Annotated in this window: 15 protein-coding genes and 1 pseudogene; 8 read left to right on the forward strand and 8 right to left on the reverse strand. The window is 65.7% G+C overall.

The window, feature by feature from the left end:
- From AC2EAL_RS08955 to AC2EAL_RS08970, 4 genes are all read right to left on the reverse strand, one after another.
- The gene (locus AC2EAL_RS08955; RefSeq protein WP_484723850.1) at nucleotides 1-1,086 is read right to left on the reverse strand and encodes an ABC transporter ATP-binding protein; all 1,086 of its coding nucleotides are present in this window, start codon (nucleotides 1,084-1,086) and stop codon (nucleotides 1-3) included.
- 3 nt (nucleotides 1,087-1,089) lie between these two features.
- The gene (locus tag AC2EAL_RS08960) at nucleotides 1,090-1,956 is read right to left on the reverse strand and encodes a carbohydrate ABC transporter permease (RefSeq protein ID WP_484723851.1); all 867 of its coding nucleotides are present in this window, start codon (nucleotides 1,954-1,956) and stop codon (nucleotides 1,090-1,092) included.
- Nucleotides 1,957-1,959: 3 nt separating this feature from the next.
- The gene (locus AC2EAL_RS08965; RefSeq protein ID WP_484723852.1) at nucleotides 1,960-2,847 is read right to left on the reverse strand and encodes a carbohydrate ABC transporter permease; all 888 of its coding nucleotides are present in this window, start codon (nucleotides 2,845-2,847) and stop codon (nucleotides 1,960-1,962) included.
- 80 nt (nucleotides 2,848-2,927) lie between these two features.
- Nucleotides 2,928-4,238 (reverse strand): ABC transporter substrate-binding protein, encoded by a 1,311-nt coding sequence (locus tag AC2EAL_RS08970; protein WP_484723853.1) that lies wholly within the window; start codon nucleotides 4,236-4,238, stop codon nucleotides 2,928-2,930.
- 165 nt (nucleotides 4,239-4,403) lie between these two features.
- Here AC2EAL_RS08970 and AC2EAL_RS08975 point away from each other — a divergent pair, with 165 nt between their 5' ends.
- The 5 genes and pseudogenes from AC2EAL_RS08975 (at nucleotide 4,404) to nanR (ending at nucleotide 7,767) form a co-directional block, all read left to right on the forward strand.
- Nucleotides 4,404-5,240 carry an amidohydrolase family protein gene (locus AC2EAL_RS08975; RefSeq protein WP_484723854.1) on the forward strand — a complete coding sequence of 279 codons (837 nt, stop codon included), beginning with the start codon at nucleotides 4,404-4,406 and terminating at the stop codon, nucleotides 5,238-5,240.
- A 165-nt stretch (nucleotides 5,241-5,405) separates the two neighbouring features.
- A complete protein-coding gene (locus AC2EAL_RS08980; protein ID WP_484723855.1) occupies nucleotides 5,406-6,248 on the forward strand; it encodes a phosphogluconate dehydrogenase C-terminal domain-containing protein in 843 nt (280 codons plus the stop codon).
- Between the two features lie 58 nt (nucleotides 6,249-6,306).
- Nucleotides 6,307-6,495, forward strand: a pseudogene (locus AC2EAL_RS08985) (Gfo/Idh/MocA family oxidoreductase); the annotation flags it as partial.
- A gap of 13 nt (nucleotides 6,496-6,508) precedes the next feature.
- Nucleotides 6,509-6,820 (forward strand): Gfo/Idh/MocA family protein, encoded by a 312-nt coding sequence (locus tag AC2EAL_RS08990; RefSeq protein ID WP_484723856.1) that lies wholly within the window; start codon nucleotides 6,509-6,511, stop codon nucleotides 6,818-6,820.
- A 227-nt stretch (nucleotides 6,821-7,047) separates the two neighbouring features.
- Complete coding sequence (gene nanR, locus AC2EAL_RS08995) at nucleotides 7,048-7,767, forward strand: transcriptional regulator NanR (RefSeq protein WP_484723857.1); 720 nt, start codon at nucleotides 7,048-7,050, stop codon at nucleotides 7,765-7,767.
- Here the strand turns inward: nanR and AC2EAL_RS09000 are convergent, their stop codons facing one another.
- Nucleotides 7,768-9,135 (reverse strand): four-carbon acid sugar kinase family protein, encoded by a 1,368-nt coding sequence (locus AC2EAL_RS09000; protein ID WP_484723858.1) that lies wholly within the window; start codon nucleotides 9,133-9,135, stop codon nucleotides 7,768-7,770. It lies immediately after the preceding gene.
- A 78-nt stretch (nucleotides 9,136-9,213) separates the two neighbouring features.
- Between AC2EAL_RS09000 and AC2EAL_RS09005 the strand changes: the two genes are divergently transcribed.
- From AC2EAL_RS09005 to AC2EAL_RS09015, 3 genes are read left to right on the forward strand one after another with little or no spacing between them, the layout of a single operon-like run.
- Complete coding sequence (locus AC2EAL_RS09005) at nucleotides 9,214-10,044, forward strand: phosphogluconate dehydrogenase C-terminal domain-containing protein (RefSeq protein WP_484723859.1); 831 nt, start codon at nucleotides 9,214-9,216, stop codon at nucleotides 10,042-10,044.
- 33 nt (nucleotides 10,045-10,077) lie between these two features.
- Nucleotides 10,078-11,700: a D-apionate lactonase family protein gene (locus AC2EAL_RS09010; RefSeq protein WP_484723860.1), complete on the forward strand. Its 1,623-nt coding sequence runs from the start codon at nucleotides 10,078-10,080 to the stop codon at nucleotides 11,698-11,700.
- A gap of 12 nt (nucleotides 11,701-11,712) precedes the next feature.
- The gene (locus AC2EAL_RS09015) at nucleotides 11,713-12,960 is read left to right on the forward strand and encodes a ribulose-bisphosphate carboxylase large subunit family protein (RefSeq protein WP_484723861.1); all 1,248 of its coding nucleotides are present in this window, start codon (nucleotides 11,713-11,715) and stop codon (nucleotides 12,958-12,960) included.
- Between the two features lie 60 nt (nucleotides 12,961-13,020).
- Here AC2EAL_RS09015 and AC2EAL_RS09020 read toward each other — a convergent pair whose 3' ends face one another.
- Genes AC2EAL_RS09020 through AC2EAL_RS09030 form a run of 3 tightly spaced genes read right to left on the reverse strand, consistent with a single transcriptional unit; the run spans nucleotide 13,021 to nucleotide 15,777 of the window.
- Nucleotides 13,021-13,782, reverse strand: coding sequence for a creatininase (locus AC2EAL_RS09020; protein WP_484723862.1), 762 nt, complete (start codon nucleotides 13,780-13,782; stop codon nucleotides 13,021-13,023).
- Complete coding sequence (locus AC2EAL_RS09025) at nucleotides 13,772-15,298, reverse strand: amidohydrolase family protein (protein ID WP_484723863.1); 1,527 nt, start codon at nucleotides 15,296-15,298, stop codon at nucleotides 13,772-13,774. The genes AC2EAL_RS09020 and AC2EAL_RS09025 overlap by 11 nt, the downstream gene beginning before the upstream one ends.
- Nucleotides 15,299-15,300: 2 nt before the next feature.
- Entirely contained in the window at nucleotides 15,301-15,777 is a 477-nt protein-coding gene (locus AC2EAL_RS09030) for a nucleoside deaminase (RefSeq protein WP_484723864.1), read from the reverse strand.
- Between the last annotated feature and the right edge of the window lies 1 nt (nucleotide 15,778).

A 15,778-nucleotide genomic window follows, 5' to 3' on the forward strand; every position in this document is an offset into this window, starting at 1 on the left:
TCAGACCCTCAGGCTGGCGCCGGTTTCGGCGTCGAACAGGTGGCACTTGTCCAGCGCGATGCCGAAGCGCAGGACCTCTCCGGTGCGGACGGGTCGGGGGTTCAGCATCTTGGCCTGCACCTCGGTCCCGGCGAGCGTGGCGAACAGCAGCGTCTCGGTGCCCAGGGGTTCGGTCAGGGTCACCGGCATCTCGACATGGGCCATGTGGGCGGTGGGCGGCATGGAATGGCCCTCGGGCATGATGTTGTCAGCGCGGACGCCGAAGTGCACGGCCTGCCCGTCCCGCACCGATAGGCCGGGCGGCATGGGTATCGAAGAGCCGTCCGCCAGCCGCAGGGCCCTGCCCGTCACCGTTGCAGGCAGAAGGTTCATCGGGGGGCTGCCGATGAAGGTCGCGACGAAGGCATTCACCGGCCGTTCGAACACGTCGAGCGGTGTGCCAATCTGCACGATATGCCCGTCGCGCATGATGACGATGCGGTCGGCCAGCGTCATCGCCTCGACCTGGTCGTGGGTGACGTAGATGATCGTGGTGCCGACCTTCTGGTGCAGGCGCTTGATCTCGACCCGCATCTGGGTGCGGAGCTTTGCGTCGAGGTTCGACAGCGGTTCGTCGAACAGGAACACGTCGGGATGCCGCACAATAGCGCGGCCCATCGCGACGCGCTGGCGCTGGCCGCCCGACAGCTGCCCGGGCTTGCGATCCAGCAGCGGGGTCAAGGACAGGATCTCTGCCGCCTCGGCCACCGCCTTCTCGATCTCGGCCTTGGACCGCTTGGCGATGTGCAGCGAAAACCCCAGGTTCTCCCGCACGCTCATGTGCGGGTAAAGCGCGTAGTTCTGGAACACCATGCTGATGTTGCGGTCACGCGGGGGCAGGTCGTTGACCTCGCGCCCGCCGATCAGGACCTTGCCGCCTGAAATCTCCTCCAGCCCCGCGATCATCCGTAGCGTGGTGGACTTGCCGCAGCCCGAAGGCCCGACCAGCACCACGAACTCGCCGTGCGCGATGTCGAGGTTGATCGCATGGACCACCGGCACCGCGCCGTAGCTTTTCACAACGTCCCGCAGGACCACGTCGGCCATGTCTTATCCTTTCACGCCGCCGAAGGTCAGGCCGGCGATGAGGTGTTTCTGCACGAGGAAGGTCAGGATCAATGCAGGGATGATCATCAAGACCGCCAGCGCGCACATGCCCCCCCAGTTGAGAGTGAATTGCGAAGTGAAGTCCATCAGGCCCACCGGCATCGTCTTGGAATTGAGAGAGCGGGTCAGCTGGCTGGCCAGCGCATATTCGTTCCACGAGGTGAGGAAGGCGAAGATGCCCGCGCTGGCGATGCCCGCCCGCGCCACCGGGAATTCGACCTTCCAGAACGCCTGCCAGCGTGTGCAGCCGTCGATCTCGGCCGCCTCGGCCAGTTCCTTCGGCACCTGGCGGAAGAAGCCGTCGATCAGCCAGATCGTGAAGGGCACGTTCAGCGCGACATAGACCAGGATCATGCCGAAATGCGTGTCGATGATCCCAAGCCGCCCGTAGAGGATGAAGAGCGGCAGGGACAGCGCCACGCCGGGAACCGCCCGCGTGACCATCAGGCCCACGAAGATCGCCCCCTTGCCGGGGATACGATAGCGCGCAAAGGCATAGCCGCCTGCCATGCCGACCAGCAGGGCGATAAAGGTCGAGGTCAGCGAGATGACCAGCGAATTCCAGAAGTAGGTGAGGACCGGCACCCCGCCCTCGCCGATCCCGCCGAACATGGCACGGTAGTGGTCCAAGTTCAGCTCGGTCGGGATCCAGACCGGGGGCTTGGCCATGATTTCCACGGTGGGACGAAAGCTGTTCAGCACGACCCAAAGCCCGGGCAGGCAAATCAGGCTCATGGCCAGGAAGAGGCCGATGAAATGTCCTGCCTTCATGAGGCGGCGGCGGAGGCGGTGCTGGGTACCTGCGTCCATGCGTCAGTCCCCCATGCCAAGGCTGGTCCGCGCCGCCGAGAGCTTGCGGAAGAAGTAAACCGTGAAGGCGATGGACAGCAGGATCGCGATGTAGCCCATCGCGTTGGCATAGCCCATGCGGGCATCGACATAGCCGGTGCGCCCGATCAGCGTCCACAACAGCTCGGTCCGCCGCGCAGGCCCGCCCGCTGTCATCACCTGCACGATGTCGTAGGCACGGGCCACGTCCAGCGACCGGATCGCCATAGCGATGTAGATGAAGGGCATGAGGAACGGCAGCGTCACATAGCGGAAGGTCTGCCAGGGTGTGCAGCCATCCACCCGTGCAGCCTCGACCGGGTCCTGCGGGATGGCGAAGAGGCCCGCCAGGATCAGGATCGCGAAGACCGAGGTCGAGGTCCAGACCTCGGCGGTCACGATGGCGATGAAGGCCAGGTTGCCGTCCACCAGCCAGGGGATCGCCACGTCGGTCAGGCCCAGCGACTGAAGCGCGTTGTTCAGTAGCCCGACGTTGTCGTTGAAGATGAACTTGAACTGGAAGCCCACCAGGATGGGCGAGAACATCATCGGGAACATCATGATGGTGCGCAGAAGGCGCTGCCCGTGCGTGACCTTTGCCACCATCAAGGCTAGCCCAAGCCCGAGCAGCATCTCGAGGTTCAGCGCCACCGTCAGCAGCAACACCGTGCGCCCGAAGGCCGCCCAGAAGTTGGCGTCTCCAACGGCCTTTTCATAGTTGAAGGTCCCGATCCAACGGGTGATCGTCTCGGGCCGGGTCAGCTGGAAGGCGGTGAAGCTGGAATAGAGGCTGAGGACCAGCGGGATCGCGACCACCGCAAGCAGGATCACGAAGGCCGGCGTGAGAAGGACCAGCCAGGGGGGCAAGCGCATCCGGTACATCAGGCTCTTTCCGGCAAAAGGGTGAAGCGGCGCCGGGGAGACAGGCGCCGCTTCGTTGCGCGATCAGTGGGTCAGTAGACCCCGTTCTCTCGCATAAGACCGTCCACGGCATCCGAGGCCGCCTGCAACGCCTCGTCCACCGTCTTGTCACCCAGGATGGCCGCCTGAAGTTCCGGGTAGATCAGGTTCGAGGCCTCGATCCAGTAGGGGGTCTTCGGCACCGGGAAGGCGGTCTTCGCGGTTTCCTGGAAGGCGGCCAGCACTTCGGACTTGTAGGGGTCCGAGGCTGCGGCGGCGATCACCTTGTCCCAGACCGCCGTGCGGGTTGGCAGGGGACCGGCGGCGGATTCCAGCGTCTGGCTGTCCTCGTTCGTCAGGAAGTCCACCAGCGAGGCGGCGGCTTCCTTGTTGGCGCAGGCTTCGGTGACCGAGAAGCCGTGGAAGCCCGACCAGCCGGTCCGCACGCCCGCAGCCCCTTTCGGTGCCGGCGCCACGCCGACGTTGCCCGAGGCCTTGGAGGCCGCCGGATCGTTGAAGAAGCCCGACCAGCCCGGCCAGTCCAGGTTCAGCGCGATGGTGCCCGAGGCAAAGCCGTTGCCCAGGTCATCCCACAGATAGTTCGTGGTCCCCGGCGGCACGGCGCCCGCCTTGTAGAGGTCGACGAACCATTGCAGCGCCATCTTGCCTTCGGGCGAGTTGAAGGCCGGCGAGAAGTCATCGTTGAACAGCTTGCCGCCATTGGCGATCACCATCTCGTAGTAGCGTCCGGTGATCCCCTCTTCCTTGCCCGCGTACTGCGTGCCGTAGAAGTTCGGTGGGTCGGCAAAGAAGATCGCCTGGTCGCGGACCTGGTCCCAGGTTTCCGGCACGGCGAGGTCATAGCCGTACTTCGCCTTGAACGCCTCGGCCTTGGCCGGGTCGGCGTACAGCGACTTCTGATAGTACAGCGCCGAGACGTCGAACTGCGCCCGCGGCAGCATCACGAGCTTGCCGTCGAGTGTGGCCGCCGCGATGTTCGCGCCAACAAAGCCCGCGACCGTCTCGGCCGGGACGAGGGGCGTCAGGTCGGTGTAAAGCTGTGGATACTGCGACGCAAAGGACGAATGGTTCGACCCCACGCACCAGGTGATCGAGCCCGCAGCGATGTCGGCCTTGAATTCCTTGTCCAGCTCGAAGTGGTTCTTCTGGCTGACGATGTTCACCTTTGCGCCGGTCTGCGCTTCCCATTCCGGGATGCGGGCGTAAAGCGCCTCGTACTGCTGGCCGCCGATCAGCTTGGCATCGATGGTGATGCCCGCGAACTCGCCATCGGCGAGCGCGGCCGTGGCAAGGCCAAGCCCCGCCAAGAGTGCCAGCGCGCTGCTGGCCGCGAATGTCTTCATGGCATTTCCTCCCTGGCTGTTGCCGTGCCGTCCGTGACCGCACCTCGTCCGCGCTTTATTTCATATTCGGAACGATGTTTCATGTATAAATGCAGTTGCAAGACTGCGTCAAGCCGCGTTTAAGTATGAAACCGGCCATCACTTGCGAAAAGCGGGGAGCATCCGATGATCTTCGATACCCACTTGCACCTGATCGACCGGTCGCGGCTGAACTACCCCTGGCTGGCCGGATTTCCGCCGCTGGACCGGGACTGGGATTTCGACGCTTACCTGTCCACGGCAGCCCGGGTTGGCATCACCGATGTCCTGCACATGGAAGTGGACGTGGCCGAGGCTGACATGGACCGGGAAACCGCCTGGGTCGCCGAGATGATGGCCCGGCCCGGCAGTCCGCTGCGGGGCGCGATCAGCGCCGCCCGCCCGGAGTCCGCCGGTTTCGAGGCCTGGCTCGACCGGGTCGACCGCCGGGTTGTCCGCGGGGTGCGACGGGTGCTGCATGTCGTCCCCGACGATGTCTCGCAAGGCGACCTCTTCCGCCGCAACCTGCGCCGGCTCGGGCGGGCCGGCCTGCCCTTCGACGTCTGCATGCTGCAGCGTCAGCTGCCCCTGGCCATCGACCTCGTGGACGCCTGCCCGGACACGGTGTTCGTGCTTGACCATTGCGGCGTCCCCGCAATCGCCTCGGGGGCATTCGAAGACTGGGCGGCCTCGATCAGCCGCATCGCCGAACGGCCGAACGTGATTGCCAAGCTTTCCGGCATCAGTGCCTACGGACCAGCGGACTGGACCCTGCAGACGCTCAAGCCCTATGTGAGCCACCTGATCGATGCCTTCGGCCCAGGTCGCATCGTCTGGGGGTCGGACAGCCCGGTGTGCACCCTGCAGTCTACGCTGGCCGAATGGGTGGCGACCACGCAGGCCTTGCTGCAGGATCAGACGGCAGAGGATCGCAACAGCATCCTTGCCCGAAACGCCCAACGGATCTGGTCCACGGGCCAATGATGCCAGCCTAGGCTGCAGTCCCGCGCGCGCCGGGCCACGTCCTGGCCTTCTCGCTTGCCACTTCTGCCAGCAACGCGCTTGACAATAACATACTCAGTATACCAGCGTGCAGGCTGCGCTTCGGTCCTGTCGGCCGGACGCGAACCAACTTGCAAGAGGCATGCGATGACATACGGCGTGGCCGTTTTCGGCGCCGGCGGAAAGATGGGCTACCGGGTGACGCGGAAGCTGAGGGAGGCCGGGTTCGACCTTCGCGCTGTCGAAATTGGCGAGGCCGGAAAGATCCGGCTCGCCGAGGCCGGGATCAAGGCAGTCGATGTGGATAGCGGCCTGGCGGGCGCGCAGGTTGTGGTGCTTGCGCTGCCTGACAACCTGATCGGCAAGGTCACGGCGGAGATCGCGCCGCGCCTTGCCCCCGGGACGATGGTCCTGATCCTCGACGCCGCCGCGCCCTATGCGGATGTCTTGCCGAAGGATCGGCCGGACCTGACCTACTTCGTCGGTCATCCCTGCCATCCGCCGCTCTACAACGACGAAACCGACATGGCGGCGCGGCGCGACTATCACGGCGGGGTCGCCCGGCAGGCGATCGTCTGCGCGCTGATGCAGGGGCCGGAAGAGCACTTTGCGCTGGGGGCCGAGATCTGCACGGCAATGTGGTCGCCGGTGACGAAAGTGCATCGGGTGACGACCGAGCAGCTTGCCATCCTGGAACCCGGCCTGTCCGAGATGCTTGCAATGTGCATGGTCGACGTCATGACCGAGGCGGTAGACGAATGCGCGACGCGTTACGGCATTCCGCGCGAAGCGGCACATGATTTCCTGATCGGGCACCTCAACGTCGAGATTGCGATGTGGTTCGGCTATTCGCCGAAAGTCCCCTCGGACGCCGCGCTTCGTCTGCTGGAGTTCGGCAAGTCGAAGATCATGAAGGAAAACTGGCGCGAGGCGCTGTCACCCAAGGTGGTGCGCGAAGCGGCTGAGCTGATCGTTCACGGCAAGAAGTGACAGCCACAACGCTGCGCGGGCGCGAAGTGTCAGGGACGCTGCATCAAGGATATGCCCGTTGACGGCACGTGTCGCGCTTGTTGGCTGCCGCTTCTTCGCGCGCAACCACGTTCCGGCGTGGCGGGATCTTGCGGGGGCCAGGGTCGAGGCGGTCTGTAACCTGAACCGGACAAAGGCCAAGACCTTCGCGGCCGAATTCGGCGCCCGGCCCTACACCGATGCCGCCGCAATGCTGACAGACATCCGGCCAGACATTGCCGATGAGGCCCTGGCGCGAGATCACAGCCCGGGTTGCGGCGGGCGAGATCGGAACGCCGCGCTTTCTGCAGCTGTCCTTTCGACATGCCTGCGACATCTACACCTACCAGCCCTATCTTGCTGAGGAACCGGATCCGGCGCTGACCGATATCGGTCTGCATCTGTTCGACATGGCCCGAAACCTGATGGGCGATGTCCTGCGCGTGTCTTGCAAGACGCAGCGGCTGAACCCGCGCGTCAGGGGGCGCACAACCTGGGAACCCTTCCAGTCAAGCCGGCTGCAATCACGGCTGCGCGGACCGGCACCACCGTGACCCAGGAGGAGACCTTTACGTGACGGGCCGGCGGCAACGGGCAGAAGCCCGGCCGCATGCGAGTGCTGCACGGACATCGGCAGCACGTCCGGCTGGACTGAACCAGTCGGCCGATCGACCAGGCCTGCTGCGGCGACCCGCAAAGGGTTTGACTGCGCAAGAGAATTGCCAGAGACAAAGCACAGGGCCCGAGCCCGGGAGCGCCAGGACCGAGAAGGGAGCAGCGGATGCTCAAGGGGATGCCGATCCAGAAGCGCAAGCTTGCCGATGAAGTGCGGGAAAGGCTTCTTGCAATGATCGAGAGCGGAGAGCTGCGGCCCGGCGATGTCCTGCCTTCGGAACGCGAAATGATGGATGGCCTTGGCGTTGGCAGGCCCGCCATCCGCGAGGCGATGCAATCGCTGGAACGCGCGGGGCTTATCCAGATCCGGCACGGGGAAAGGGCGCGGGTAGCCGAACCCTCGATGAACCGGATGATCGACCAGATGTCCGAGTCGATGAAGCATCTGCTTGTCCATTCGGCTGCGAGCCTGGAGAATCTCAAGGACGCCCGGCTGACCTTCGAGCTTGAGATGGCCCGGCTTGCAGCCGAGCGGCACCAGGCGGCCGATCTTGCACGCCTGTCGCGCATCGTCGACGAGCAGGCGGCAAACTTTGGCAACGGCCCGACGTTCCGTCTGATCGACGGCCAGTTTCACCGGGAAATCGCGGCCCTCAGCGGCAACCCGATCTGGCCCGCACTGTCTGACGCGCTGTTTCGCTGGCTGAACGATTTTCACGTGGACCTGGTGTCGGTTCCGGGCAAGGAGCGGCTGACGGTCGCCGAGCACCGGGAAATCATCGAGGCCATCGCCACGCGCGATCCCGCGAAGGCCGCAGCGTCGATGCGCAACCACCTCACGCGGGCGAACGATCTTTATCGCAAGCCCGACGGCGATCGCCCCTGATCAACGCGGGCCGCCACCCGACCTGATCCATGCGAAATAGTCATCCGATCCCATCTGCCCGCCCTTCAGCGCGATCTCCAGCCCGTCATGCGGTCCCGCCCCATGCGCGCGACACAGCGCGGCACCCGGAACCGTGGGCGCCAGCGCCTCCAGAGCGCCGAGGCCAAGCTGTCGCATGCCGTGACCGGACGTGTCGCCCCCCGAGATGACGGCACGGCGCAAACCGGTCTGGCGGAGGACCGCGTCCAGAATGCGGCCGAGTGCCTCGCCGATCCGGCGGTTTGCCGCTTCGGACGACAATCGGCTGGCCGACAACGCGGCGCGGAAGCGCCCGACCGCCGGATCGTCGGTGCCTGCGGCGGAATGGACAAGCGGGCTTTGACCGCGGGCTGCCGCTTCGGTGGCGGCATGGATGACCCGCGCTTCCTCGGACGCAAGGTCGGCCGGCGCAAGACACACAGAGGCGGCATCGAACGGCAGAAGTGCAAAGCCCTGCTTCCCTGCCCACTCCAGCTGCCGCGCCGTTACCGGCGAGACCGAGCCCGATACTGCGGCGATCCGGTCCACCGCACCTGTCCCCCTTGGTGCGGGTGGCGGCGCAAGCAATCCCGTGTCCTGCCAGTGACGGACAAGCGCGTATTCCACCCCCTGGCTACCGACAACCAGGCCCATCTTGTCGCGGTTTTCCCAGATCAGCCGCCCGGCCGCCGCCTCGGACGAAGGATCTGCGCTGTCGATCGACAGGATGCGGGCCCCCTGCCCCAGCGCGACCCCCAGGCAGGCCTGCGGATCGTCTGCCAGTCCCTCCAGGTCCAGCAGAGCCGTGGGCAGGTCGGTCTGCGCCGCAAGGTGGCAAAGCAGGTCCGAGTCCGTCATCGGCGTGACCGGGTGGTGCGCCATCACCGGGTGCCGGTCCAGCCGGAAAACCCCGCCAGGTGCGGCCGCGAAGAGATGCCCGAACACCTGATACCGCCGGATCGCAGGCGCTGCGGTCAGCAGCGGCACGATGGCGGCGGTCCGCACGGTAAGTGCAATCTCGATGGCCCGACCGATGCTGCCCACAGAGGGTGCAGAATCGAAGGTAGAGCAGATCTTGTAGTGCAGGAGATCGGGTTCACGGTCGTGAAGCCAGCGGAGGAGCGGCGGCAATTCCCGCTCCATCCAGTCCGGACCGTGGCTTCGCGCGGTTGTTGCAAGACCGATGCCGGCCATGCCGTCGAACCGCGCCGCGAAGGCCGCGTCCGGGACCTCGGTGAACAGGACCGAAGGAAGGCCCGCGAAGGTCAGAACCTCCATGACGGCGGCCGATCCGGTGAAGTCGTCGCCCAGCCAGGCGATGCGGGGTCGGCCCGCTGTCCGATGTGCCATGGGTGCCGCGTCGCCTTGACTTTGTTGGTATACCCAGTAGCAGATAATACCAGTGCCGCGACGGAAGGAAGCCGCAATATGACGAAGATCGCCCTCTTCGGAGCGGGAGGAAAGATGGGGGTGCGATCGGCGACGAACCTTGCCCGGACAGACTTCGACGTTGCCCATGTGGAAGTCAGCGAGGCCGGACGAACCCGCCTGAAGGACGCCCTTGGCATTGCCTGCGTCCCGGCGGCAGAGGCGCTGCGCGGGGCCGAGGCGGTGATCCTTGCCGTACCCGATACGCATATCGGGCGCGTCGCTGCCGAGGTCGTGCCGCAGCTTGCTGCGGGCACGATCGTGGTGATCCTTGATGCGGCGGCACCCTTTGCAGGGCACCTGCCGGATCGGACCGACATTACCTATTTCGTGACCCATCCCTGTCATCCGCCGATCTTCAACGACGAGACGACGCCAGAGGCCAAGGCCGATCACTTCGGCGGCGTGGCGGCAAAACAGGCCATCGTCTGCGCGCTGATGCAGGGCCCGCGCTCGCACTATGCGCTGGGAGAACGGATTGCGCGGGCGATGTTCGCGCCCGTCATGCGCAGCCACGAAGTGACGGTGGAACAGATGGCCATGCTGGAACCCGGCCTGTCCGAGACGGTCTGCGCCTCGCTTCTGACGGTGATGCGCGAGGCGATGGACGAATGCGTTGCCCGAAGCGGCGTCCAGCGTGACTGCGCCCGCGACTTCCTGCTTGGCCACATGAACATCCTGGCCGCCGTGATCTTCGAAGAGCGGCAGGGCGTCTTTTCGGATGCGTGCAACAAGGCCATCGCCTTCGGGAAGCCCGTGCTGATGCGGGACGACTGGAAACGGGTGTTCGACTGGGACGAGATCACCGCCTCGATCCGCCGCATCACCTGACATTGCCCCGGGCAGTAAGGACGGGAGGACTCAGTGCCGAATTTGCAGAACGGCCGGCTTTCGGTGCTGATCCGCGATGGTGCGCTTGGCGCGGTGACCTGCGGCGGCGTCGAGGTCCTGCGCGGCCTGACCTATCCGGTGCGCAACCCCGATTGGGGCACCCACCTGACGGTGACCGAGGCCGAGGAGATCGGCGCCACGACCTATCTGCGGCGCTTTGCCGATAGCGGCGGAGGTTTCACGGGCCTCTTCCATGTGACGCTCGGCCCCGACCGGATCGAGGCAGAAGTGAGCTTCACGTTCGGACGTGCGGCGCGGGTGAACCGCTGCGGTTTCACGCTGCTGCACCCGATCCGCGGCTTGGGCGGCAGCCCGCTTTCCATCCTGCATCCTGACGGCCGACGGACCGATACGGTCTTTCCCGCGCTGGTCAGCCCCGCCCAGCCCGCCCGCGACATCGCCGGACTGCGGCACGCGCTGGGCGGTGTTCGTGTCGACATCACCATGGAGGGCGACGTCTTCGAGATGGAGGACCAGCGCAACTGGTCGGACGCCTCGTTCAAGACCTATTGCCGCCCGCTGTCGCTGCCCTTCCCCTATGACGTCGCCGCAGGCGAGACGATCCGCCAACGGATTGTCCTGACTGTGCAGGCGGAGGCAGTTGTCGGCAGTCCGGACACTCTAGCGGGGCCCATCGTCGCGCGCATGCCGCAGGTGATGCTTGCGCATGAAGCCGGACTGTCCGACCTTGCGGCGCTTGACCGGTTCCCCGATTTGCCCGTCCTGTTCCGCCTGACCGCAGCGACGCCCGACAGCGAGCTGCGGGCAGTGGCGGGCCGCGCGGGCACAGCACTTGAGATCGTGTTCGAAGACCTGCCCGACCTGATTGCCTTGATCGGGCGGGCGCGCGCGGCGGGGGTCGACCCGGTGCGTGTTGCAGCCTTGCCGGCGGACTATCTGAAAAGCCATCAGCCCGAGGGACCATGGCCGGAAGGCACGCACCCGGGCGAGGCACTTGCGCCGCTGCGTGAGGGATTTCCCGCTGCAGCCGTCGGGGGCGGAAGCCTGACCAACTTCACCGAGCTTAACCGCTGCCGGCCCGATCCGGGGTCGGTCGACTTTGTGACCTTCGGCAACACCGCCGTCGTACACGCCGCCGACGACCTGTCGGTCTGGCAGACCCTGGAAGCCCTGCCCGACATCCTTGCCACGGCGCGGCAGATCGCGGGTGGGAAGCCGCTCCACCTCGGGCTTCTGTCGATCGGGATGCGGTCGAACCCCTATGGCGCGGCAGTGGCACCCAACCCGAAGGGCCTGAGGCTGCCGATGGCCATGCACGACCCACGTCAGGCCACGGGTTTCGCCGCCGCCTATGCCATCGGAATCCTCGCCCGGGCAGCAGCGGCTGGGGTGGAAAGCCTTGCCCTTGGCATGGCCTCCGGTCCGCTTGGTGCCGAAGGGCCCCTCGGCGATGTTATCCGGGTCGCGGCAGGGATCGCGGGACGCGACCTGGAGATCGTGGAAAGGGGCGGCGTGCTCGTTCTGTCATCGGGCACCACCACGCTCGCCGCGAATTGCACGTCCGAGCTGGCGCCTTCGCCGGTGCCGGGACTCGCTGCGCTTCCTCCGGAAAGCGCCACAATCCACTTGTCCTGAAAAGGGATGCAGATGACCGCCCGGTTCGAAGCCGACTACCTTCTCGAAACCTCCATCGCCCCAGAGAAAGCAGCGGCCACGATCGCGGGCGAACAGTCGTCCGGGACTTTCATGGCCGTGCCCGGCGAGACCGAGGAACTCAAGGCGCGCTCTGCCGCCCGGATCGAGCGGATCACGGACCTCGGCCCCGTCGCCGGCCCGTCTCTGCCCGGCGCGGTTCGTCCCGATGCGCCGCATCGGCGCGTAGCCATGACGCTGTCCTGGCCGCTTTCCAACACCGGCATCAGCCTGCCGAACATCCTTGCGACCGTTGCGGGAAACCTGTTCGAACTGAACTGCGTCGCCGGGCTGCGCCTGACCGCCCTGCGCTTTCCGCCCGAGATGGTTGCGGCAAGCCCGGGCCCCGCATTCGGCATCGACGGCACGCGCCGACTGTCGGGCGTCACGGGGCGGCCCCTGATCGGGACGATCATCAAGCCCTCCATTGGGCTTTCCCCTGAGGAAACCGCGGCGATGGTCCACACGCTCTGCGCCGCCGGGATCGACTTCATCAAGGACGACGAGTTGCAGGCCGATGGTGCTGTCTGTCCGTTCGAGGACCGTGTGCGGGCCGTCATGCCCGTCATCAACGCCCACGCCGAACGGACCGGGCGAAAAGTGATGTACGCCTTCAACCTGACCGGCGAGGTCGACGAGATGCGCCGCCGCCACGACCTTGTCCTTGCCGAAGGCGGGACCTGCGTGATGGCCAGCGCGAATTCTGTCGGGCTGACAGGTCTGATCGCCCTGCGGCGGCACGCCAGCCTGCCGATCCACCTGCATCGCAACGGTTGGGGCTATCTGTCGCGGCATCCCGCGCTCGGCTTCGACTATCCGGCCTGGTCCGCGCTGTGGCGGCTGGCTGGTGCCGACCACATGCATGTGAACGGCATCCGCAACAAGTTCTGCGAAGCGGACGACAGCGTGATTGCCTCGGCGCGCGCTCTCCTGACGCCGATGTCGGCGGCGCACCCCTCGATCATCATGCCGGTGTTTTCCTCGGGCCAGTCGGCGCTTCAGGTGCACGACACCTGGGCCGCGCTTCGTTCACCCGACCTCATCTACGCGGCAGGCGGAGGGATCATGGCGCACCGCAACGGCCCGGCTGCTGGCGTCCGCTCCTTGCGTGACGCATGGGACGCTGCAATGGCGGGCATCCCGCTTGACGTTGCGGCGAAGGAAAGCCCGGCTTTAGCCGCCGCGCTCGCAACCTTCGGCTAGGGGTGGCCCATCACCGCGGCGCGGCCTGTTGCAAACTCTCCCGAGAAAGCGCCCGCACTGTCAGGACCAGGCTGCCTGAAGCGCGCCTGCGATGTCCGGCACGACTTGCGCAAGAACGGCCTCTCCCTTCGCGGCGGTGGCCGAGGCCGCCGAAGACAGCACCCCGGTTGGCGGAATGGGTCTCGTATCAAAGGGATAGACGTCGTAGGCCGGGAAGTCTGCAGGTGGGCCGTCCGGGATCAGCTCCTTGCGCACCAGATGCGGCACAAGATGCAGCATGACCGATGTCTCCATCACAGCTGCATGTTCCAGCTCCCAGCTGAGCAGGCCTTCGGGGAACAGCACCGCTTCGGTCGCGGCGTTGATGAAGGTCCAGTAGCCAAGCTTGACGATCCTCACCCCGGCGATCCCCTCGCCCTTCAGGGCGCGCAAGGCAAGGTCGGCGGCTTCGGTCAGGAACCACTGGTTTTCCATGTGGCCGTCGAAGAGAACGATCCGTGTCAGCCCATGGCGCGCGAAATCGCAGATCAGGTCGCGGACAAGGTTGATGTAGGTCGCGCCATCCAGGCTGGCGCAGCCGGGAAAGTGGTTGCCGCCGCCGGATTTCGGTTGCGATTTGTAGCCGTAGGGGATGGGCGGGGCGACCAGCGCGCCGATCATGGCTGCCACGCGGTCGGCCACCGCCAAGGGCAGGATCGTATCGGTGTTCAGCGGCAGATGCGGCCCGTGCTGTTCCAGCGATCCGGTCGGCAGGATGAGGATCGGCGGCCCGGCCTTCGTCAAAGCCTCCAGTTCCGGCCAGGTCAGGTCATCAAGCCGCATGGCTGTTGCCTCCCCAGGCGGGTTCCAGCCCGAGGCGATGAATGCCCACATCCCGGCGGTTGGCGCGCTTGTGGATCTCCTGGAAAAACGGCTCGAACTGGCGGTTCAGTGCTTCGGTCTTCGCGTGGCCTTCAAGGAACCTGGGCATCTCGTCGCGAAGCTCGGCCAGAAGCTCGGCCTCATTCACCCGCAGGCAGCGCCCGCCTTCGGCCATCACTTCGCCGTTGACGATGACATGGGTCAGGGAGCTTCCGTTCTCGCTGTAGACCAGGTGCTTGGCCAGGTCATTGCGCGGGGTGAAGGCGATGGAGTTGAGGTCGAGGACCAGCATGTCGGCCTTCATCCCAACCTCAAGCGATCCGACCTTGCCATCAAGGCAGGCACTGCGCGCCCCGGCCACAGTGGCGCAGTGGAGCACCTCTTCGGCGGTCATCCACAGGTCATCATCGGGCGTCTGGACCTTGTGGATCAGCCCCGCCGCCTTGACCACGTCGAACATCCGCGTGCTGTCCGACGAGCAGACCCCGTCCGACCCCAACGCCACGTTGATCCCGGCGCGCAGCATGCGCTTGACCGGGGCGACCCCGGCGCCAAGCTTCTGGTTGGAAATCACGTTGTGGACGATGGAGACGCCTGCGTCCCCCATCAGTGCCATGTCGGCGTCGGTGATCCAGATCGAATGGGCGATCGTCGTGCGGCGGCGCAGAAGCCCCATGCGTTTCATGTAGGCGATCAGGGTCTCGCCGTAGAATTCCGGCCCCGTGACCGCCTGGACCTTGGTTTCCAGGATATGGGTGTGGAAGGGCACATCATGCGCCTCGGCCAGTTCCATCGCGGCCTGCATCAAAGCGGGCGTGCAGCGTTGGGGGGCGGAGGGGGCGACCATGAAGTTCAGCCGCCCGGCCCGGCCATGCAGATGGGTCAGCGCATGGCGGCAGCGATCCAGCCACAGCGCGCCATCGGCCGTGCCCAGCACATCCGCCTCGGCCTGCAGGGCTGCGGGCACCAGCTCGCGGGCGAAGGGGATGGTGTCCAGGAACGGCCGGTCGACGATATGTCCCGATATGGTGGCGCGCAGGCCCACATCCTCATAAGCCTGGAACACCGCTTCCAGCTGCTCGGGCGTCTGGTTCGGGCTTTCGTAGACGTCATCGGTGACGCAGGTGGTGCCCGATTTCAGCGACTCCATCGCGCAGAGGGCGGTGCGGAGGTAGACCATGCGGGGCGAAAGGGTTTGCGCACCAAGGATCGGATAGGCGTAGAGCATCCAGATTTCCAAGGGCATGTTGTCGTAGCGGCCCTTGAACAAAGCCTCGGGCGTGTGGAGGTGGCTATTGACCAGCCCGGGCATCACCAGCCGGTTCTTGCCGTCGATGACGGTATCGGCGCGTGCCTGGTCCAGCTTGCCGATGGCGGCAATTCGGTCGCCTTCGAGCAGGATATCGCCGGTGAAGGGGGTGGCGCCCTGGCCTTCGGCCATTGAGATGATCTCGGCGCCCTTGATGAGAATGGACATGGTTACCCCTGGAACCGGTTGAAGCTGGGTTGCCGGGTCCAGAGGTCCAGCACCTCGCGCCCCTCTGCCCCCAGCAGGCGTTCGGCAGGAAGCGCGCGGTCGTGCAGGTCACTGCGGACAAGGGCGCGGAGGGGGGCGAGTTCGAAGCCGATATCTTCGCAATCTTTCAGGGTGTTGGCGTAGTACATCTTGTCGATCCGCGCCCAGTACATCGCGGCGACGCACATCTCGCAGGGCTCACAGGTGGTATAAAGCTCGCAGCCGGAGAGGTCCCAGGTGCCCAGGTTGCGGCCCGCGTCGCGGATCGCCTCGACTTCGCCATGGCTGGTGGGGTCGTGGTTGGCGACTACGTGATTGCATCCCTCGCCCACGATCTTGCCGTCCTTGACGATCACGGCGGCAAAGGGCGCGCAGCCTTTTTCCAGCATGTCGCGGCGGCTGATGGCTATGGCGTGGGCCATGAAGTCGGTCTTGTCCATC

The organism is Tabrizicola sp. T74, assembly GCF_057219935.1.